This window comes from Paenibacillus sp. LX16 (genome assembly GCF_036252815.1).
GTDB classification, from domain to species: Bacteria; Bacillota; Bacilli; order Paenibacillales; family Paenibacillaceae; genus Paenibacillus; species Paenibacillus polymyxa_B.
This window is the reverse complement of sequence record NZ_CP141152.1, coordinates 614305-635442: the sequence shown is the minus strand read 5'-3', so window position 1 is coordinate 635442 and position 21138 is coordinate 614305. Positions and strand designations below refer to the sequence as shown.

21 protein-coding genes are annotated in these 21138 nt (G+C 47.2%); 9 read left to right on the top strand and 12 right to left on the bottom strand.

The annotated features are described in order from the left end of the window. Positions 1-42 precede the first annotated feature (42 nt). Both map and T3H97_RS02855 read right to left on the bottom strand, forming a co-directional pair. Complete coding sequence (gene map, locus T3H97_RS02860; RefSeq protein ID WP_080682965.1) at positions 43-828, bottom strand: type I methionyl aminopeptidase; 786 nt, start codon at positions 826-828, stop codon at positions 43-45. Between the two features lie 105 nt (positions 829-933). Further along, positions 934-1122 carry a hypothetical protein gene (locus T3H97_RS02855; RefSeq protein ID WP_007428354.1) on the bottom strand — a complete coding sequence of 63 codons (189 nt, stop codon included), beginning with the start codon at positions 1120-1122 and terminating at the stop codon, positions 934-936. A gap of 365 nt (positions 1123-1487) precedes the next feature. Here T3H97_RS02855 and T3H97_RS02850 point away from each other — a divergent pair, with 365 nt between their 5' ends. The 4 genes from T3H97_RS02850 to T3H97_RS02835 all read left to right on the top strand — a co-directional run bounded on the left by T3H97_RS02850 (position 1488) and on the right by T3H97_RS02835 (position 4719). Further along, entirely contained in the window at positions 1488-2525 is a 1038-nt protein-coding gene (locus T3H97_RS02850) for a serine hydrolase domain-containing protein (RefSeq protein ID WP_328801625.1), read from the top strand. A 43-nt stretch (positions 2526-2568) separates the two neighbouring features. Further along, a complete protein-coding gene (locus tag T3H97_RS02845; protein ID WP_328801624.1) occupies positions 2569-3720 on the top strand; it encodes an MGDG synthase family glycosyltransferase in 1152 nt (383 codons plus the stop codon). A 30-nt stretch (positions 3721-3750) separates the two neighbouring features. Continuing rightward, positions 3751-4032 carry a transposase gene (locus tag T3H97_RS02840; protein WP_328801623.1) on the top strand — a complete coding sequence of 94 codons (282 nt, stop codon included), beginning with the start codon at positions 3751-3753 and terminating at the stop codon, positions 4030-4032. 348 nt (positions 4033-4380) lie between these two features. Then, on the top strand, positions 4381-4719 hold the full coding sequence (locus T3H97_RS02835; RefSeq protein WP_165178889.1) for a DUF4870 domain-containing protein: 339 nt from the start codon (positions 4381-4383) through the stop codon (positions 4717-4719). A gap of 58 nt (positions 4720-4777) precedes the next feature. Here the strand turns inward: T3H97_RS02835 and T3H97_RS02830 are convergent, their stop codons facing one another. Beyond that, on the bottom strand, positions 4778-5737 hold the full coding sequence (locus tag T3H97_RS02830; RefSeq protein WP_328801622.1) for a sigma-70 family RNA polymerase sigma factor: 960 nt from the start codon (positions 5735-5737) through the stop codon (positions 4778-4780). A gap of 18 nt (positions 5738-5755) precedes the next feature. Further along, entirely contained in the window at positions 5756-6199 is a 444-nt protein-coding gene (locus T3H97_RS02825; protein ID WP_069010897.1) for a carboxymuconolactone decarboxylase family protein, read from the bottom strand. 151 nt (positions 6200-6350) lie between these two features. On the opposite strand from T3H97_RS02825, the gene mscL reads away from it, so the two are divergent. Continuing rightward, positions 6351-6845: a large conductance mechanosensitive channel protein MscL gene (gene mscL / locus T3H97_RS02820; protein WP_165178887.1), complete on the top strand. Its 495-nt coding sequence runs from the start codon at positions 6351-6353 to the stop codon at positions 6843-6845. An 83-nt stretch (positions 6846-6928) separates the two neighbouring features. Here mscL and T3H97_RS02815 read toward each other — a convergent pair whose 3' ends face one another. Both T3H97_RS02815 and T3H97_RS02810 read right to left on the bottom strand, forming a co-directional pair. After that, positions 6929-7630, bottom strand: a complete 702-nt coding sequence (locus T3H97_RS02815) for a histidine phosphatase family protein (protein WP_025719795.1) — start codon at positions 7628-7630, stop codon at positions 6929-6931. 71 nt (positions 7631-7701) lie between these two features. Then, positions 7702-7995, bottom strand: a complete 294-nt coding sequence (locus T3H97_RS02810; RefSeq protein ID WP_025719794.1) for a hypothetical protein — start codon at positions 7993-7995, stop codon at positions 7702-7704. Between the two features lie 173 nt (positions 7996-8168). Here T3H97_RS02810 and T3H97_RS02805 point away from each other — a divergent pair, with 173 nt between their 5' ends. Beyond that, positions 8169-8801, top strand: coding sequence for an NUDIX hydrolase (locus tag T3H97_RS02805; protein WP_165178886.1), 633 nt, complete (start codon positions 8169-8171; stop codon positions 8799-8801). A 7-nt stretch (positions 8802-8808) separates the two neighbouring features. Here T3H97_RS02805 and T3H97_RS02800 read toward each other — a convergent pair whose 3' ends face one another. Both T3H97_RS02800 and T3H97_RS02795 read right to left on the bottom strand, forming a co-directional pair. Beyond that, positions 8809-9597, bottom strand: a complete 789-nt coding sequence (locus T3H97_RS02800; protein WP_165178885.1) for a TrmB family transcriptional regulator — start codon at positions 9595-9597, stop codon at positions 8809-8811. Positions 9598-9662: 65 nt separating this feature from the next. Next, positions 9663-10514, bottom strand: a complete 852-nt coding sequence (locus T3H97_RS02795) for a zinc ribbon domain-containing protein (protein ID WP_069010833.1) — start codon at positions 10512-10514, stop codon at positions 9663-9665. A gap of 310 nt (positions 10515-10824) precedes the next feature. On the opposite strand from T3H97_RS02795, the gene T3H97_RS02790 reads away from it, so the two are divergent. Further along, the gene (locus T3H97_RS02790) at positions 10825-13251 is read left to right on the top strand and encodes a UvrD-helicase domain-containing protein (RefSeq protein WP_328801621.1); all 2427 of its coding nucleotides are present in this window, start codon (positions 10825-10827) and stop codon (positions 13249-13251) included. A gap of 266 nt (positions 13252-13517) precedes the next feature. On the opposite strand, the gene csaA is transcribed toward T3H97_RS02790, so the two are convergent. Together csaA and T3H97_RS02780 are read right to left on the bottom strand one after the other, a co-directional pair. Beyond that, positions 13518-13850, bottom strand: coding sequence for a chaperone CsaA (csaA, locus tag T3H97_RS02785; protein WP_053324545.1), 333 nt, complete (start codon positions 13848-13850; stop codon positions 13518-13520). 56 nt (positions 13851-13906) lie between these two features. After that, complete coding sequence (locus T3H97_RS02780; RefSeq protein ID WP_328801620.1) at positions 13907-14812, bottom strand: DMT family transporter; 906 nt, start codon at positions 14810-14812, stop codon at positions 13907-13909. 157 nt (positions 14813-14969) lie between these two features. Here T3H97_RS02780 and T3H97_RS02775 point away from each other — a divergent pair, with 157 nt between their 5' ends. Both T3H97_RS02775 and T3H97_RS02770 read left to right on the top strand, forming a co-directional pair. After that, positions 14970-15863: an AraC family transcriptional regulator gene (locus tag T3H97_RS02775; RefSeq protein WP_328801619.1), complete on the top strand. Its 894-nt coding sequence runs from the start codon at positions 14970-14972 to the stop codon at positions 15861-15863. A 325-nt stretch (positions 15864-16188) separates the two neighbouring features. Beyond that, on the top strand, positions 16189-18159 hold the full coding sequence (locus T3H97_RS02770) for a glycosyl hydrolase (RefSeq protein ID WP_328801618.1): 1971 nt from the start codon (positions 16189-16191) through the stop codon (positions 18157-18159). Between the two features lie 316 nt (positions 18160-18475). Here the strand turns inward: T3H97_RS02770 and T3H97_RS02765 are convergent, their stop codons facing one another. Together T3H97_RS02765 and T3H97_RS02760 are read right to left on the bottom strand one after the other, a co-directional pair. Then, a complete protein-coding gene (locus T3H97_RS02765) occupies positions 18476-20155 on the bottom strand; it encodes an ABC transporter substrate-binding protein (protein WP_328801617.1) in 1680 nt (559 codons plus the stop codon). 38 nt (positions 20156-20193) lie between these two features. Then, complete coding sequence (locus T3H97_RS02760) at positions 20194-21132, bottom strand: carbohydrate ABC transporter permease (RefSeq protein ID WP_165178879.1); 939 nt, start codon at positions 21130-21132, stop codon at positions 20194-20196. Positions 21133-21138 lie beyond the last annotated feature (6 nt).

Sequence of the window (21138 nt, the reverse complement as noted above, 5' to 3'; positions counted from 1 at the left end):
GCAAAGGACCCGCACATTGACTCCCTATGGCACAACTCGCCTTTACGAGGTCAAAATATAAGGGCCGTTCTTTGTAATCGCAATCGTGTGCTCGTATTGTGCACCCCAGCTGCCGTCTGCTGTGCTGATGGTCCAGCCATCGTCCCCCCAGAGCACGGCCCCCTCGGTTCCGAGGGTAAATACAGGCTCGATGGTAATGACCATCCCTTCGCGCAGCGGTAATCCCGTTTTGGGACGACCGTAGTGCAGAACGTCCGGCGGCTCATGCATTTGGCGGCCAATACCATGCCCGATCAGAGGCTTGACGTTGCCGAATCGACGCCAGCCTGCTGCTTCTTTTTCCACAGCATGCCCGATATCCCCCAATGTCCTCCCCGGGCGGGCAACCTCGATACCACGCACCAGTGCCTTATGGGTCTGCCGCAACAGTCGTGCTACCGGGCGGCTAATGTTACCTACCGCATAGGTCCATCCTCGGTCAGCAAGCCAACCGTCCTTGTTAACCACAATGTCGATGGTCACAATATCCCCATCATGAAGCACCCGCTCCGAGGGAAAGCCATGACATACCACCTCATTAACCGAAGCACAGGTGGCATAAGGGAAACCTTTATAGCCCTTTTGTTCAGGCGTGGCTCCGCGCTTGCTTAAAAACAACTCCACCCAAGCATCGATTTCAAGCGTTGTGATTCCCGGAAGAATACGACTTTCCAGCGCACGATGGCAATCTGCCAAAATACGTCCGGCCTCCCTCATGTAGCCGATTTCCTCCGGTGTTCGTATCGCTATCTCTATTGGAATCCGCCTCCTTTGAGCATACAAATACACTAAACCTATCCCATTGTATGCAGGGCAGACACAAAAAAACCGTCTCCTCTGTGGATAGACGGTTTATAAAAGTCGTATTTCTAGTTTTTCGGGTAATCGAACCCTTTAAGATACTGAAGAATTTATGCGACCGAGTTCGTTTTCCACCACCATGGTCAACTCTTCCTCATACCCTCCTGTAATCCGGTATTTTCGCACATATTCCTTTACAAATTTTTTGGGATCCTTAGGCCGGAAAATTCGAGTCATTTCCCGCAGACTTTCCTTAACTTCATTGTGACCTTTCGTTGCCATGTAACTCCCTCCCAAAACGTTGAAAATAAGTGCTCCGTTGAAGAGAATGCCGAAAAGTATTGATGTCCTTATGCAGTGAAGTAGTATGTCTAATTGCAGCTTAGGTCGGGAACACCTTATACAAGGCATGTACCTGACACTATTATTAACCGATTTTCTTTTGGCTGAATCACTACCCCATTATAACATATTCAGATACAGCTTTCAGCTTTCCAGTAAATTTACATTGATTTTACCTATCTTTTACGCATCATGTCATTTGGGGTACTCAATCAGCTGTTGCACAGAGGATATACCTTATTTATCGGTTTTTGGAGTGTATGTGTTTGGGGTAAAATAAATAAACATAACAAGGAGGGAAAAGGATGAGCCGCTTTGCTCCGCTGTTCACTGCACCTGTTGCCCGTATGTCTGCCCTGAACATAGGAACTTGTGAAGAGGAGGGCATCAATGTCTCCCTACTTGATCAGGCAGACCGTGAAATCCAAGCCAAGTTTCCTAAAATGCACAGCTTCCTACTGTTGCGCCACGGCAAGCTGATCTGGGAACGCTATTACAATGGTCATGAAGCAAGCTCTCTGAACGATTTGCGATCCGCGACCAAAAGCTTCACTTCCACGCTCATCGGCATTGCCATGGCTCGCGGTGATATGCCCGGGCTAGAGACTGCTGTGCATAAGCTGTTGCCGGAGTATTTACCTAGACGGAAGGAAACACTGCTAGAGCAGATTACGATTCGCCATCTGCTGACCATGACATCCGGCTTGTATTGGCAGACGGGTAAAAAGCTCGGAGAAGCTTTTATCCACCGTTTTCATCGCAGCAAAAGCTGGCCGTCCTTTGCCCTGCGCTTACCTGTACAGGAGGATCAACTCGGTGTATTCCAATATCGTAGTGTTGATTCGCACCTGTTGTCCGTGCTGCTGACCCATTGTTGTGGGATTGACGCCTATACGTACGCTCTCCAGCATCTGTTTGAACCCTTAGGTTTCGGGAGAAGTGGTTGGGCACAAGATCCAGAGGGCTACACTATGGGACACATCGGGCTATATCTGACATCGCGTGACATGGCTAAATTCGGCGACTGCTGCCTTCATCAAGGCAGCTGGAACGGAAAAGAATTGATTCCGGCCGATTGGCTACATCAGGCGACACAACGACAGGTTGAAGGCTATCCAGAATTCGGGGATTACGGATTCCAATGGTGGACAGGACGACTCCACGGCATTAACTACGCGTGTGCGCACGGACATGGAGGACAGCAAATTTATCTTGTGCCAGAAGCGAACGCAGTCGCGGTATTCACAGCAGACAGCAAGGTGAGCCGTTGGAAAAATCCGCGAACACTGCTGGAGCGCTACGTTTTGCCAGCCGTATCCTCCCTCAACTTGGAACGTTCCTGAAATGAACTTCATGTGCTTATTGAATATAGGAGGCTAAATAATCATGGAAGTCTCAGCACCAAAAATTCTAATATTATACGCCAGTTACGGGGAAGGCCATGTACAGGCGGCCCGGGCAATTAAGGACAGTTTGCGAAGACTCGGACGCTGCGAGGTACAACTACTTGACCTGATGGCTGAATCTCATCCCTGGTTGAACGGTCTGACCAAATTTGTATATATGCAAAGCTTCAAAACCATTCCTCAGCTTTACGGCTGGGTCTATAACATCACGCGCGGTATGCAGGCTAAATCGGCCTTCGGCCATGTGTTGCATTCATTCGGAATGCGTCAACTTACGCTCACACTGAAGAAGGAGTTGCCGGATCTCGTGATACATACGTTCCCGCAGCTCGCGCTCCCGGCGTTACGCCGCAAAATGGGAATGAATTTGCCTATTGTCAACGTAGTTACAGATTTCGATCTGCATGGGCGCTGGCTGCATCCCGATATTGACCGCTACTATGTAGCCACTGAGGATATCCAGCAGGAAGCCGCCCAGCGGGGAATACCTATCGAACGCATTATCGCTACGGGTATTCCGATTCACGCTTCTTTTTATAACATGTCTGCTAACGAAGTTCCTGTTCAGGAACAGGTAATTCCATCACTACAGTCTGAGACTACTACTCTACTCATAATGGCTGGCGCCTATGGTGTGCTATCCGGCATACTGGATATCTGTCGGCAATTAAGCCAGCTGCCGCAACTGCGGCTACTCATCGTCTGCGGACGTAACCAGCAACTGAAAGCAGAATTGGATGCGCTGTATGCAGACCACCCGGACATTTACACCTATGGATTCGTGGACTTTGTTCCAGCACTTATGCGTGCGAGCAATCTGGTGATTACGAAGCCCGGCGGCATTACACTCTCGGAAAGCATTGCATCCGGTTTGCCTATTCTTGTGTTCAAGCCCGTACCCGGTCAGGAGCTAAATAATGCTCTGTATTTGCAGCAAAAAGGAGCTGCCCGTATTGCTCGCACTACGGAGGAGCTGATTCAGCATTGTCTCGACCTGATTTCCATCCCCTCTCTTGCCGAAGAGATGACGCAGGCGATTAAGCTACTTCGCAAACCTCATCCCGCAGACCAGATTGCCGAGGATATTTTGCATCAGCTTGTGGATAAAAGAACCTCCGTCCGGACAAATTAACGAAGAATAAGCCAGACGGAGGGGATACCAATGGAACGTAAAGGAAAGGATTTACTCCCACTAACGGGTGAAAAGGTAGAAGTGGATGGTATTTATGTTGATGAGGATGGACATGAGCAGCATTTGCACAGAGGCCAGCACTTTCCCGCTGATGTAGTTCTGGGTACTTCCGAGTGGAAAATGACCGAATATGCCTTTGATAATCATCACGAAGGACGTACCGATGAAAGACTTATCCCCAAAGAGGACGACGAGAATAAAATGGGTAAAATCACACATCCGCGCCGCCGTTTACAACGTGGTGACCGATAATTAAGGAAGTATATCCACAATTACTCTCAATATGTTGATATTTTGTGGACAACCTGTGTGCAAAGTATGTGTTATCGTTATATTGTCTACAGTTTGTGCACAATTTGTGTATAACCTATGTTTATTTTGTGGGCAAATAGCAGGATACAGTGGATAAAATGCGCACAACATGTGCAAAACCTGTGTATAACCCTGTGAATGGCTGAGCGAATTCTTTTCGTTCAGCCTTTTTCATATTTTTATACACATTTCCTAATTGAACTTTTTCTGGCGTTTCGGGCATATCTTTAATTCCTGTCCTCATAGCTTGTATAGTACGGATAACTTATAAAGGGGGATTGGCCTGACATGTCAGTCTATAAGTCTTCCACAGGATTGGATGAAAATATAGCAGCTGTCCTGTGCTATTTGTTCGCCTTTATTGGCGCGCTGGCCTTTGTCATGCTGGAAAAGAAAAGCCGATTCGTATTATTTCACGCACTGCAATCCATACTTCTTTTTGTAGCCCTCATGATCGGACATGTGCTGGTCGGATTCATTCCGCTACTCGGTCCTTTCCTCGCTTCCCTGCTAACGCTGGCAAGCCTTGCCTTGTGGATTATCTTGTTAATTCGTGCGGGCCAAGGAAAGTGGCTCAAGCTTCCCTGGGTAGGCGATCTGGCTCTTCATCAAGCCCGGCAGTTGTGAAAACAACAAAAAAAACCTTGATCCTTAGCAGGATTCAAGGTTTTTGCTGTTTCGATGATTACTTTTTATCGCATGTTTGCTTCTTCTGTCCTATATGAATGTATCCCAACTTATCTGGGTTGACCATTAAATAAAAACTCTGAATATGCTCCCCGTCCGGTGTCAGTATGAGGCATAAGGTTTCTCTCACTTTTCCGTCTTCCAGAAATGCCAGCTGGACCTCGCCATTGATGACGGTGTGGAACACATCTCTTTCTCGTAAAACGGTTAATACCCGACGAGAAGTCAACAGGGCAAGAACACCTTTGCGTACAACCATCGGTCTCATCACCGTATGCACATTACCTCCGCCATCTGACACGAATACAGGTTGTTCAGCCAGTAGTTCCAGCATAGCAGTCACATCGTAGGCAAGAAAGGCGGTTGTAAAACGTTCTAGTAGTTTTATTCGGGAAGAGTTATTCACATTGCGACTGGACTGAGCCTCAAGGGCAGATTCTCCCGAAGATAGAATACGACGGGAGCGACTGAACAACTGACGACAGTTGCTCTCAGTCTTCCCTAGCAATTCCGCAATATCTTTGTAATCATATTGAAAAGCTTCCCTCAGCACAAAAACAGCCCGCTCTATCGGCTTTAGCTGCTCCAGCAAAACCAGAAAAGCGTAAGATATCATGTCTTTACGCTCTAACCAATCCGCAGGAAGATCTGCACTTTCACCCAACGGCTCCGGCAGCCACTGTCCTACATATGTCTCTCTTTGCTTGCGTGCAGAGTTCAACAGATTTAGACACCGATTCATCGTCATTTTGGCTACATAGGCTTTGGGATTGTGTAAATCATCCAGGGGCTTATTCTTCAGCTCGACAAAGCAGTCTTGAACTACATCCTCGGCATCTGTAACCGTTCCAAGCATGCGATAAGCAATGGCAAAAGAATATTTGCGATATCTTTGATACAGCTCCTCCAGATTTAAATCCACCGATTGTTGTTCAATTCTATGTTCTTTGCCAGACAAAGCATAGCCCCCTGTTCATTAAAGAATGCCCGGATACATCCCCGTTGCAATTGCAATCCGGTTCCAACTATTAATCACGTTAACTGCGGTTATCAAATCTACGTATTCTTCCTCTGTAAACTGTTCTCTGACCCTATTGTACAAATCCGTAGGTACCCCTTGTTCAGAAATACGGGTGACCGCTTCAGCTAATTCAAGCATAACACGTTCTTTTTCCGTGAACAAAGGAACCTCCCGCCATAAGGCTAGCTGCAAAATGTGGTCAGCATAATCCCCCAGCTTGAGCAAATCCTTCGCATGCATATCCAGACAATAGGAACATCCATTGATTTGGGATACTCTAATTTTCAGTAGTTCGTACAATACTTTGTCTGTAAAACGACCGGAAATATATTTTTCCATCTCCATCATTGCCTTGAACGTGCTAGGACTCACTGCTCTGTGATTGAATCTTAAACTCACGATACATCGCCTCCATTATTGGTTTACATATAGAAGACAAATGAACATGTGATTTTGTGACAAAGTGCAATACATCAATTTGGAATTGCCCTCAATTGACATAGCATGTATTATAGATAAATGATTTTATGCAAAGAAGGTGAGCACTCACATGAGCGGAAAAGGTATTATAAAAGAATTTAAAGAATTCGCTGTACGGGGTAACGTGATTGACCTCGCGGTCGGTGTTATCATCGGTGGAGCGTTTGGCAAGATTGTCACTTCTGTGGTAAACGATATTATCATGCCTCCGATTGGTAAACTTCTGGGCGGCATGAATTTTCCAGACTTGTATGTAGCTTTACAAAATGCCGGTCCTTTAAATGCTGACGGTACACGCATGACTTTGGCACAGGCCAAAGAAGCAGGGATTGCGGTCCTCGCCTATGGTCAGTTCATTAACGTCCTGCTGGACTTCCTGATCGTGGCCTTCTGTGTGTTCATGCTGGTCAAAGGGATTAACATGCTGAAACGCAAAGAGGAAGAAAAACCTCCTCAGGAAAAAACGATCAAGGAATGTCCTCATTGCCTATCCGAAATTCCTGTAGCCGCTACCCGTTGCGCACATTGCACTTCCAAGCTGGAAGGGTACGTGGAAGCACGCTGACTCAACCCATTTATATGACTACAATAAACGGCTTAAGACGGTGTATCGTCTTAAGCCGTTTTGGCATGGTATAAAAAATCCAATTAGTTGAAATTGGTGATAATGCCACGGGGTCTGACGGGCAAGCCCTCAGCGTACAGATGGGAAACATCACCGAAGCCGATGCAACGGGGAACTGCCCATTCTTGGGAGCGCTCATCAAACAAGATCGTGGTTACGGAGCTAGGCGGCATCCAAAAACCGGACCAGACCAAGGGCAATGGCAGCTCCAACAGATGAGCAAGCCAGGTCAGCCCGAAGCCGCCATGACAAAATACCGCCACCTGATCTTCAGTGTGCTTCAGAATCCGGTACCTGCCCTCCACCCGCTCAAAGCCTTGCCGTTTCAGGAACTCATCGGAATGAAGCTTCAGCCGCTCGAAGGTTTCAGGGCTTTGCGTTCCCTGATAATAGGAAATCTCCTGCCAAGAGTCATGAGTGGGCAGGGGCAACTCGGAACGGATCACTTCACCAGGCAAATCCCAATGGGAAAGACGGCCGTATGGGGTTTCCTCCAGCTTTAGAGCCAGCTCCTGCGTCCAGTGTTCTACTTCATGAGTCATACCCAGAGAGTCGGCGGTGTAGCGCATCGTATCCAAAGCCCTCCCCAAAGGAGAGGCATAAATTCGATCCAGTCCGTGACTGGAAAGCCGCTTGGCTAGTGCCTGGGCTTCCAAATGTCCCTCCGGTGTGATGGTGTTATTGGGGTAATCGGGGTCAGCGTGTCGGATAATATACAATCTCATCATTGTTCTCCGTTCCTATGAATGGCGACAGGATCGCTCTATCTCATTTCATCGATTAGTTCTCCTGATCTTTAACGTTTATTCAGCAAAGTTTCCAAAATCGCGCGCAAATCCCTATCTTCCTGGTAGACTTCCTCACCCGTATCCAGCTCAATCACCCGGATATATGTATAATTGGCTCTGACATCGACTGGTTTAAAAATCAATTCGTCCGGATTGTCTGGGCGGACATCATAGCCCATATTTTTGAACATATCCGTGATTTGATCAATCCCCGGCTTGCCCCCACTTTCCAGCATAATTAACCCACGAAGTTCCTTGGGTTCCTCCGGATGCATGACTCGAAAATGTACTATACATTCCATGTAAAATCGCTCCTTTCAATCATAAACCTGTGTAATGTTGCAAATCCTTATGTTCCCAGCATACCCCAAATGCCACTCCACATTCCACACCCGCCTTCATATCGTCAGGACAGAAAACACGTTATACTGTAAAGTAGACCTTTGAATTTCTGCTTACTATAGGAGGAACCACGATGACTAGCGAGCTTCTAGATATCTACGATGATGAAGACAACTCTCTTGGCACAGCCTCGCGACAAGACGCACATGCCAAGGGATACTGGCACCATACCTTTCACTGCTGGCTAGCACGAGACACTTCGACAGGCCGTCGCTTGCTGTTCCAACAGCGTCAGGATACGAAGGACACCTTCCCCGGATGCTACGATATTACAGCAGCCGGTCACTTGACGGCAGGCGAAGATATGTCTCAGGCGGCTCGTGAGCTGGAGGAAGAACTGGGTATTCATGTTCCCTTTACCTCATTAACACCGCTGATGACCGTTCGGTATGAAAGCAAAGGTACCGCACAAGGCACCTCTTTTTGGGACCGGGAGGTTAGCTCGGTGTTTGGACTGCTATCGAACCAGCCATTGGAAGCTTATCACCTCCAGCAAGAAGAAGTAGCCGGACTGTACGAAGCAGATCTTGACCAAGCACTGGCCCTTTTTGAAGGCCATATTCCCTTTATCGAAGCCCAAGGCATTACGTCAGGGCCGAACCCAGAAAAAACTCGCCGCCTGATTACATCGGATCAATTCGTGCCTCATAAGGCGGGCTATATTACATCTATATGCCGGGCACTGATGGAACTTCCTAACCGGTAATCTTTAGCTATTCTCCAGCTGACATATATTTGCCGATAATGCCTTCATACCGCCAGCCATACCGGGTCGACAGCTCTCTGCCCATATCATGCTCCAGCTCATACAGAATAAGATCCTGAGCAAAATGATTAAGCAGCAGACCTGTCATTACCGGATGCTCGGTAATAAGCGCCTGTGTCAGGCAATTCTCTCCCCGCATACCCAGCATGCACCAACGCCGATCAATAACAAAAGAAAACTTGCGTCCTGCTGGTTCCTGTCCGTCTGTACCAGACCTAAGCGGTAACCACGGTCCCATCATGCTTTCCCCGTTATCGCAGGACCAGAGCAGACGCACACCTCGACTCTCGGCTTTCTCCAACTCTGTCCGCAGCAGTTCGGCTTCCTCGCGCCACAAATCCAACACAATCTCATGCTCTGCCCGTTCCAATTCACGTGTCAGACTTTCCAGCACCTTCCGATCGCCTTCCGCATTATAAAAGGTCGGCTTGGTTGGTTCTGTTCGTGGCATTTCCTTCTCCACCGCACGCAGGGACTCCTGCATTTGTCCTTCGATCATCCGGGTCAATTCACCCGGTGGCAGCATGCTGTAACGAACAGGCTCTCCAGCACTGGTTCTGAGGTATCCCTGCCCGGCCAAACGCTGTAAAGCCGCGTACACGTTGGAACGCGATGCACCCAGACGCTTAGCCACTTCATAGCCGGAAGCCGCATTTTGCCTCGAAAGCTCGACCATAACCTTGGCTTCCATTTCCGTAAAACCCAGATTCCGCAGATGATGCAGCAAACGCTCCATATATTCTGTTCCCCCTATGCTGCCCGGCGTTATGTCTGTGTCCTGCAGCAGCCTGTTCGGCTGCGTCAAATCTGTTCAGCTCCGCAACGCGGGCACCATTTGGACCCTTTGGGTAGTTCTGCAGTACAGATTTGGCATTTTACATTTTCACGTACTTGTGCAGACGGCGTTGCCGGCTTATCAGCCCCGGAGTTGTTGGCCTTCCAATATCGAATCCGCTCGTCCAGCTCTTCCTGACGCTCACGCTCACGTGCCAGTTCTTCAAGACGACGGTGTTCTTTTTCCAGCTCTTCCTGACGACGGCGCTCCCACTCAGCGTCGAATGCCGCTTTTTCTTCCGGTGTAAAATCAGACACTGTGTAATCGCGGTCTAGTCCCGCTGGTTCGTGTGTTTCATACCGCTCATCCTGTTCCTGTTCATGCCGATCGACTACTTCATGTTCTGCATACTCCGTGTAAGCAGGTGCAGCATCCTTCACTACCTCTGGCTTGCGCAGATCAAAAGAATAGACGTCCGTTGGCACCTCTTCACGCACAGCAGCCACTTGTTTGGAAGCAGCCTGTCCTTCATTGAGCTTGCGTCCGCATTTGGGGCAAAAGTTCGCATCCAGAGGCACAACCGCTCCACAGGTGCATAAATGAGCGTTTTTCAATTCTGCAATTCTACTGCGCAGCTCGTCAATTTCATCCTGAAGCTCATCACATGCGGTGGATAGCTGTGTCATCTCGGTTTCTGCCACCGACATGTCGGATGCTCGGTAGCCTTCGTAAAAGATCTGACCCATTCGTAAGAAATGAACATCCATTTCCTGCTGAATCGTTGTAATTTGTGAATTGATCTTACTAATCTCGACAGCATGCTGCGCCTTTTCTGTGGCGCGATTAGCGCCTTCCTTTATACGTTGAATCAGCTTCATCGTTATTTCCTCCCCATATCCAGCCGGATTTCACTGTACCGTCCGTATATCCCAAAGTTTTTTTCTGTTGGCTAACCTCGAACTCCTGTATAATGGAATGCGGTCATATCGCCTGGTTGAAGGCTATAGGCATTAGCGTCAACGTATTGACGTTCTGTCGCTCCGGCAAGATCCGCATGAATTTCAGCATTATTTTAGTCCATCGCCTTGTTCTTATCGTCAGCTAAAGCTGACTAGAACTCTATCATACCAAAAACTACCCCCATTTGTGAAAATGGAAGATTTTAAGAACGAAAGGGGTTTCAGGATTATGGACCCAAATCCTTCTTTTTACCCCCGACCCATCGGGGTTCCTTATTCAACGTCGAGCCCTCAGGCACGTCGTGCTTCCATGGATACCAGTATGACGCTGGTGCCCGACACCGACCAAGACTCTGCCTATTTTCGTGCTTTAGAGAACGCCGGCATTCACCTGAACCGCCCGCAGATCCAGGCCGTTCGCCACGGCAAAGGCCCCCTTCTGACCCTTGCAGGGGCGGGCTGCGGCAAAACCACAGTGCTGGCTGCCCGCGCAGGCTACCTCATGGCGATGCGGGATGTCCCTGCATCGTCCATTCTACTGGTGACCTTCACCAGCAAGGCAGCTGCCGAAATGAAATTGCGCATCGCAGGATTACCCGGTGTGCGCCCTGCCGCTGCACGTGCAGTTCAGGCACGCACGTTTCACTCATTCGCTTTGGCGATGCTGCGTCATCGCGGCGTGCAAGATGAAGTGTTCGGTGAAACGCAGGCCCAGCATACCGTCATGAAAATGATGCTGCGTCAGCTTGGGCTCAGCGAGGCTTTCCAGCCGGAAAGCCTGCTGTCTGCCCTCTCCGCCTGGAAAGCGGAAGGCCGCAGCGCGGACGAGCTGCCGGAAAGCGTGCGCGAGGAATCGGATGCCAAGCGTGCCATGCTCGCCTATGAAGCGTGGAAACAGGAGCGCAATAAAATGGATTTTGACGATATTCTGCTGCGTGCCTCCGCACTGCTGCGTGACCCGGATGTGCTTCAGCCGCTTCAGCGGCGTTTTTCACATATCATGGTCGATGAATTTCAGGATACGAATGCCCTGCAATATGAGATGGTGCAGCGGTTGGCTGCCCGACATCGCAATCTGATGGTTGTGGGAGATGATGATCAGACGATCTATACCTTTAATGGGGCACGCCAGGAATCCATTCTGGAATTTGACAAGGTCTATAAGGATGCAAAGGTCATTACCCTGGATATTAATTATCGCAGCGATGCGCGGATTTTAGGGCTTGGTTCTAACATTGTCGCCAAAAATGTTCATCGACGCTCCAAGCGTCTTTCAGCTGCCGGGCGTGAAGGCTTGCCGCCGCAGTTTGCCACCCCATCCGGACCCGAGGAGGAAGCGGGGCATATTGTTACCCATCTACTCGGACAGGTAGAGGAAGGTCGGCTGCGCTACCGGGATATCGCTATTTTGCACCGGACAGCCAGCGGAAGCCGATCTATTTTTGAGCAATTAATTATGCGGGATGTCCCATTTATTCAGTACGGAGCAGGGGCTGTATTTTATGATCAGTCCCTGATTCGTCCCTTAATGGATCACCTGCGCTTGTCGCTGAATCCCCGGCGTATGGAATCCATTCCGAGCACCCTTGGGCCGCTGTACGTCTCCCGTGAGGCGGGGATGGAATGGATTATGCGCGAGGAGAAACAGCAGGCTAAAAAATACCCGCTGATTCATCTCAGCCGCTGGGATCGACTACGTGATTTTCAGCGTGAACAGGTAAAAGAACGTATTCGTCTGATTCGCAGTCTCACTACAATGAAACCTGCCTATGCCATTCAAGAAATGCGGCGCGTCTTTTATGACAAATATTTGGAAAGCGGAGATACGGGCGCGTGGACTCATTATAAGGAAACGATGCAAGAAAGTCTGGAGGAGCTCGAAACGGCAGCCAAGCGGTTTGACACCGTGGAGGCGTTCGTCAGCTTTGCGGACGAGCTTTCCGAGCGTCACCGCCAAATGGAATCGCTGCGCAGAGAAGAAGACAGCGATGCAGTTCGGCTCATGACGATCCACCGCGCCAAAGGGCTGGAATTCCCTTGCGTATATTGGATCGGAGCCAGCGAAGGCATTCTGCCGCACAGCTCGGCGCTGCACAGCGAGCTTCCGGAGGATCGGCGGGCAGGCGCCGCCCCGACTACCGCTGTGGATAACGATGCAGCGCTTGAAGAAGAGCGCCGCCTCGCTTATGTGGCCGTCACCCGGGCGAAGGAGTTGCTATACATCACCTCTCCCGCCTCTAATCATGGCAAGCCTGCCGCCGTGTCACGCTTCCTGCTGGAAGCCTATGGGGTCGCCCCTGAGGCTTCCAAGCCGGAAGCACGCCGCAGCAGCTTCGGCCAACCGAAGGGTGCTTCCGGGTATAGCAACCGTGCTGGTGCTGGATCGCCAGCGGCTGGCACAGCGACCCGCGTAAGCAGCAGGCCGGGACCAGGCAGCGCTACGACACGGACGACCTCGTCGGTGACAGGGTCTCCGGCGGAGCCACGCATCAACGTGCCCGTGTGGAAATGCACCGACGGTGCCTGCAAAGCGTGGATGCGGCGCGACACAACAAGCGGACGCCGTACAAGCGCGGCTAGCACAGGCACGCCGCCGGTGTGCCCGCTCTGCGCCTCCCCGATGACAGAGGGGACACGCAGCATCCCAGCCAGATAGGTATAAGGCGTATAGCTGGTATTGGAGAACTGTGCTTTTACTGGACTGGTGACACTCGTGATTTCCAGCCTAACTGTTGCAGATTTTAATGAATCAAATAAGCTTTAGACAGACCAATAAAAGAAAAAGCGGCAGACTAGGACGTGAAAATAAAGTCCTAGTCTGCCGCTATCTATTTCAACTTGCTATTGAAGAATCGTATCCCGTTAGTTCAATGACTTGCCTGTTGTGAAGTTATATATTTTAATGATTAAACAAGCGCTCTATCACCCAATAGGTGTTCCGTTAGGTAGTTTGATATCCGGTTTCAATAGAACCACATCCCCCTTTTCAGGAATTCCTCCAAGGACCAATACCTCTGACTTAAAGCCTGCTATCCGTCGAGGTGGAAAGTTGACTACACCTATGATTTGTTCCCCTATAATATCTTCAGCCACATATCTTTTTGTAATTTGTGCACTCGAAGCTTTTATTCCGATATCTTGTCCAAAATCAATTTCAAGTTTAATAGCAGGTACTTTTGCTTCTGCAAAGAATTCAGCTTTAATTATGGTTCCAACTCGAATATCTAGTTTCAAAAAATCATCAATCGTTGCCATCTAAACATTCTCCTCATCTATTGTTTTATTCAATTTCGCGATAATGAATTTCAAATTTAATATTTTGCAACCGTAGTATACTTTAAAGATTTTGCCCAAAAGTACATCCCCATACCGAATAAAGTCATGATTCCACCTATGAATTGAAATGCAGAGATTATTTCTCCCAAGAATAAGTAGGCGAGAATTATGGCAAGAACAGGCTCTCCAATAATACCAACTGAGACCGTAGTTGCACCCATTGATTTCAACAACAGATTAAAAATATATTGTCCAAAAATAGTTGGAATTACTGCAAGTAAAAAGAAATACACCCAATCCGACGAGTCATATTCGATCAAGGCATAATGATTCAACAAATTGTAGACCAGCATGACGCTGCCACCAATAAAAAAAACAATAACACTATATACATTTGCATTTATTTTGTGGCTTACTTTCTGTCCTGCCAACATATATGCTGAAACCAAAATTGTTCCTACTAAAGATAATCCATCTCCGATTAATGCCTCTCTCGAAATCCCAATGTCTCCCCAAGCTATAATGATTGAACCGACAAGAGCGGCGATCAAACAAAGAATGGTCAATATGTTTGCTCGTTCTCTGAACATAAAGTATGAACCCATCATTACAAATAAAGGCTGTAACGATAGAATGACCATGGAGCTCGCAACTGAGGTATATACTAAAGATTCCATCCAGAATAAGAAATATAACCCGAGAAAAAGACCCGCAATGAAAACGGTACTCCAATCTTTTTTGTTCATTTCTAAGGAACGGAACATTTTCCAAGGTACAAAAGGAAGCATTATGAGTACTGACATATACAATCTGTACATCCCAGCCACAGAGGTTGGAGTATCAGAGGATTTTATCATGATGGATGAGATAGAAACAGACAATATGCTGATTAAAAGCAAAATATACGGATGAAACGGTAACGACGATTGATTTATTTTCACATGTACGCCTCCAAGATGTCTTATCCAATCGCCTGTGCACAGGATTGTAATGATAAGCCGAAGATCTGGTATAATAATATCACCACTTTTATTTTATTTGTGTAACTATATCTTTAATTTATATAGAAATATCGTCATCAGAAGGGACCTCGCTAAAATGGAAAAACAATTGCATGAGACCATTCTATATCCCGATGTTTCATTTCCATACATCATGTACACCCATACTATTCATGCAAGTAATCCTGAAGGTAGAGGGTTCAACGATTTACATTGGCATGAGGAACTACAAATCACTTTGGTTACCAAAGGAAAGCTAGTGATACAAGTTAACGGGATTGATCATGAATTAGAAACAGGTCAGGCCATTTTAATTAATAAGGGTGTTCTTCACGTTACTACACACCTTACACATAACGGTCAATATGTCAGTTTTAATTTCCCTGAGAAGCTGTTGGCCTTTTATGCAGATAGTGCGATGGAAAAAAATTATGTACTGCCTTATACAAACTCTCTCTTATTGTCATTCGTAATCAAAGGAGATGTTGAATGGCAAATTCAAATACTGCAAATGCTTTGGGATATGAAACAGAAATTTGATATGAAAAAAAAATGGGGCTGGGAATACGAGGTTTCCATCAAAACGGTACAATTATGGTTAGTCTTAATATCTAATATTTCGCTGTCTTCTGAGGAAGCACCTAAATACATGAAATTGCAACAGGAGCGACTTCAATTGATGCTCAGCTTTATCCATCAAAACTACTCAGACAATATAACACTGCAAGAAATTGCTGCTATAGCACATTTAAGTATTTCAGAATGCACTCGTAGTTTTAAGAGAACTATTCATATGACACCTTACGACTACTTAATTAAGTACCGTATCAAGAAAAGCAGCGAGTTATTAATTTCAACAGATTCTACAATAACTGAAATAGCCCACAGAGTGGGGTTCAATCATGTAAATCACTTCATTCAGTCTTTTAAGAAACATCAAAAAAAAACACCTAAAGAATTCCGTAAATTTAGAAATGAATTCATCAATTAAGGAAGAATTCGTTCAGCAAATTTCGCCCAGACAAATTCAGAAGATATGAAGTTTGTTTACCATCGGAGTTAAAAATCCATAATTTAAGGATGATTTCTTCCGAAATTCATTGTATGGTTCCTGCCTTGCCTCTAATTTATGATGAAATTAAAGCGAGGTGATGAACTAAAAAACTTAAAAGGAAATATTGAAAACGCATACAAATAAAGATGGGATTATGGAAGCAGTTGTTTATTATTTAATTTTTTCATTTTTGAAAACGATTTCTTCAAGCTGCGCCGCAGGACAATTAAGACGGTAACATCTAATTCAAGGAGTGAGTCATATGCCAGATCCGTGGAAAAGAAGGTTTTTTGGTATTCTTAGTTTTGTTCTCTTATGTTTTTTGTTGGTATCTCTCGATTTAATTCCAAGCTTAGCAAAAGCAGAATCAACTAACTTGGTCACCGAAGTTGAAGATGAAACGACGATGGGTGCAAGTCAAGATTTATCCACTAATGGCAAATCTCCTCCTACAGTTGTCAGCTCCAAGGATGCAATTATTCAAGGTTACGGCGTAGAAAAACGGGATACTCCCTATACAGGCGATACACTTTATAAAGGCGACGGCTATGTATCCTTCTTTTATGATTATGACCCAAATTCGGGCAAGTCTGACGGGACGGCTACGTTTAAAGTGAATGTGCCGACAGCAGGTCTATATAAGCTGAGCCTCGGTTACTATATTCTGGCGAACACCGGCTCCAAGGATACCAGCTTCGAGGTCAATGGTACAATGGCTGAAAGCATAACGCTGGTTCCCCCTCCGGGAGGTGCGGTTGTAAACGAGAAGTTGGTAAGCAAGATCATGTTGAATGCCGGTACAAACGAGGTTACTTTTTCAAGAGGCTGGGGATATTACGGGATCGAATACGTGAAGGTTGAATTCGCCAGTTTACCTGCTACAAACAGCAAAATTGAAGCTGAAGACGGAGTCATTACTGGTGAGGTCAGCACCGAAACCGCCAGCACGGGCTATTCTGGTACCGGCTACGCAGCCTTTAAAGGCACAGGGTCGTTAACCCTTGCCTATGACGCAGCTTCAAGTGGCCTTTACAATCTTGCAATCGGTTACAGTAATCCTAATAGTGACAAAAAGACCCATATGGTGGTCAACGGTCAGACAAGCGAAATATCCCTTCCGACAACAGCAAGCAATACCGAGGTATCCGGCGGTAAACTCATGCTGAATTCGGGAAACAATACAATACAGTTCAATGTCGACTTGGGCCAGTATCATATCGACTACATCAAGCTGTCAGCAGTGCTCCCCCTGAAACTGCATCAGATTGAGAAAAAGCCGGTAAACCCGGATGCGACTATGGAAACCGAGGCACTCATGGGTTATCTCGTGGATGTTTACGGGGACAAAATTCTTTCCGGTCAGCACACTCTTGAGGATGCCCAGTGGATTAAAGACCAGACTGGAAAGTATCCTGCGATGTTGTCAACGGACATGATGGATTACTCCCCCTCTCGCGTCGAGCATGGTGCCACCTCAACTGAGGTGGACAAGGCGATCCAATGGGCCAAAGAAGGTGGAATTGTCACGTTTGTATGGCACTGGAATGCCCCTAAGGGTCTACATGACATTCCAGGCAAAGAATGGTACCGCGGATTTTACACCGAGGCGACTACATTCGACGTTCAATATGCGCTTAATCATCCCGAGTCGGAAGAATATCAGCTTATCCTGCGGGACATTGATGCCATTGCCGCTCAGTTGAAACGTCTTCAAGACGCTCACGTTCCGGTGCTGTGGAGACCACTGCACGAGGCGGAAGGCAGATGGTTTTGGTGGGGCGCCCAAGGGCCAGACTCCGCAAAGCAGCTGTACCGTATCATGTACGACCGTCTAACACACTACCATCACCTAAACAATCTGATCTGGGTATGGAACTCCGAGAGCCCCGAATGGTATCCGGGGGACGATGTCGTCGATATTGTAAGTGTGGATATCTACAACCCGGCGGCTAATTACGGTCCAAGTATCGGCAAGTATGACAGCTTGGTAAATCTCGTGCAAGACAAGAAGCTGGTTGGTCTGTCCGAAAACGGCCCAATTGGCGATCCTGAATTGCTTCAAGCATATTCAGCGCATTGGCTCTTTTTCACCACATGGACGGGCGATTTCGTCCGCAACGGACAATATAATTCCCTGGATCATCTCATAAAAGTGTTCAACAGCGATTACGTGATCACGAGAGATGAGCTGCCTCAAGACCTATTTACTTCCTCCAAGAATGAAGCGGAGTAAGGCGCTCCTACGGGACTCACCTTATCACGGAAGGTAGCAGATTTTCGGACTTTGGGTATGTGGCTGGATTCTGATAACAACGTCGACAAATTGGTAATTACTTTGAACGTGCCCGCAACTTTACCGTCCCACCCAGCACCAAAGTAACGCATAAGCCTGCCCCTAACGAACAGTGGCCACCTCAGAAAATAACCGAGGCGGCCGCTGTTGGTTTGTTACTTGAACGAATGCAATCTATAGCAAACCTTAATGAAAAAGGACCGTCTCCTCTCCAATTGGAAAGTGGAAACGGCCCCGTTCTTTTATGCAAAACGAATTAATTGGTGGACCATAGCTTAATCCGGTTTTGAATATGTTTGGTAAAGGATTGTTCCATTTCTTGTACTCCGGCTTTCTCCAGCTCTGCCATATAGGTATCCCAAACCTTATCGAAGTTTTCCGGCTTGGTCATGACAGCTTCCGGAATTCGTTTCCATGTAATATCCTTCATCTTGGCTCCGAGAATAACAGCCGGATCGTCATTGGGGAGAGACATCGTGTAGGCTGCTCCGTATGCTCTCGGTTGGAATTCTTCTTCTTTTGGGAATAGATCTTTCCAATGATCAATCTTATAGGCCTTTAGGACTTCCTTCTCCGACTTGTTATAAGTTGCTGTCAGCATCTCCGGATAACTACGAGTAAAGTAGTTGCCGGTGGAGTCCTTGATGCCATCACCATAATGGACCGACAAGTTCCAATATAGACCGATTCCAGATTCTTTTTGGAAAGCTGCATTGTCATTGTTCATCCGTTCCAGCACAGCCGGAATAATCGTCCGTTTGCCGTCTTTAATCGTGTAATGCTTTCCTTCAATTCCCCAGTTATTCAGGACTTGCCCTTCTTCCGATGCTAGAAAGTCGAGAAACTGGATAGCGCGTACCGGATCCTTGCACTTACTAGAGATTGAGATTCCGTACCCCCCATCAAAGCCAGGAAGCCAGAAATTGGTATCCTTATACTCCTTGCTCATGGTGACTGGATAATGACCGTATGTTTGGTCGAATTTGCCCTCCGCTTTCAGCGCATTTTGTCCGTCGCCATAGTCCCACTCTGGATCGGCCAAGCCCAGTACACGTCCTGAAGCTATCTTCGCTTTAAACTGGTCTGTCTTCTGTACGAAGCTTTCTGGGTCCAGCAATCCAATGGAGTTCATGTGATTCAACCAGCGGAAATATTCCTTTTCTTCCGGTCGGCGGAAATGATAAGTCGCTTGGTGTGTTTTTTGATCGATGTAGTATTCGCCATCGTCTGGCCCCCCGGTCGTTTGGAATCCTGAGTTCGTTACCTGGTACATATGCCAATCGTCCGCATTTAGGGACAGTCCAATATTTTTGTTGCCATTTTCGTCCGTCGGATGCTTGGTGATATAGTCCTTAATGACTTTTTCAAAATCCTGTACCGTACGAATGCCGGGGTATCCCGCTTCCTTGACGACACGATGCTGGAGTTTAAATCCTACGTCGGGTTTAATTTTTTTCTCCTCGACAGCGGACCAGGTCGGAATCACATAGATCGATGGGTCGTCCAAACTGTACTTTGTCCGAACAAGCTTGTCACCCAGCATTTTTTTGATGTTCGGTGCGTGCTTGTCGATCAAATCCGTCAAATCAATGATTGCGCCAGCATCGACAAGTTTGCCGACATCCGCCTTAGCAGCGATCAAATCAGGATAGTTTCCTGTGGCTGCAATCAACGAAATCTTTTGGACCGGGTCTCCGACAGCGAATTCAGCATCTAGAGTTACTCCGGTTTTTTCAGCGATGACCTTACCGACTTCATCCTTCATGCTATTCCAATTTGTGCTGGAGTCTTCCGAGAAATAAGTAAGTGTGATGTCTCCTGTTGTTACGGCCTTGGTAGCCTCAGACGGATTATTACCGCTGCACCCTGCAAGGGTCGCGACTAAAGTCAGTGACATTACGAAAGATACGACCATTCTATTTTTTCTTGGCTTCATGGAGCAAAACCTCCCATTATAATGAATGTTGCCTCGTGTTAGCTTTTTACCGCCCCGAGCGTCATACCTTTAACAAAATATTTTTGTAGAAAAGGATAGACGATAAGAATTGGCACAGTAACAATGATGGTGATTGCCATTTTGACCGATTCCGGGGATACCTGTGCCATACGCTCGGCCATATTGGCAGCGTCCTGGGAATTGGTTGCGCTTGTTGTCGTACTTTGCAGAATTTTCATCAATTCATATTGCAGAGTCGTCAACGATTCGTTAGACCCATTAAACAGATAAGTATCGAACCAAGAGTTCCATTGCCCAACTGCCAAGAAGAGCGCTACGGTCGCTAATGCCGGTTTGCAAAGAGGAAGAATAACGCGCCAGTAGATCGTGAAATCGTTGGCACCATCCAGCTTGGCTGATTCCTGTAACGCATAAGGCAGACCATCAATGAAGGAACGAATAATGAAGACATTAAACGCACTTACAAGACCTGGTAAAATATAGACGGCAAATGTATCAATTAAATGCAATTCCTTCATCAGGATAAAACCTGGAATCAACCCTCCAGAAACATACATGGTGACGGCCAGAAAGATGGAGATGAACCTTCTAGCTTGAAAATCACTTCGTGCAAGCGTATAGGCAAGCATCGAGCCGCTGACCAAGCCCGCTACGGTGCCAATGACGGTTCGCAGAAAGGAGATTTTGAATCCAGTGATTAACCCCTCATAGGTGAAAATCAAGTCGTAATTCTTCAAAGTAAATTGCCTTGGCCAGATGGTGATCCCACCTCTAATGGTGTCTACCGAATCGTTAAAAGAGATAGCTAGCACATTTAAGAACGGGTAGATCGTCAGAACGGTGACCACAATCATGAAAACATAAACAACTATCCCCAGGATTCGGTCTTGTGGTGATTTCGCCTGAAGCTTGTTGTTTAATCCGCCGACCGGCGTAGTGCTTTTGACAGCCTCCATGTCCAT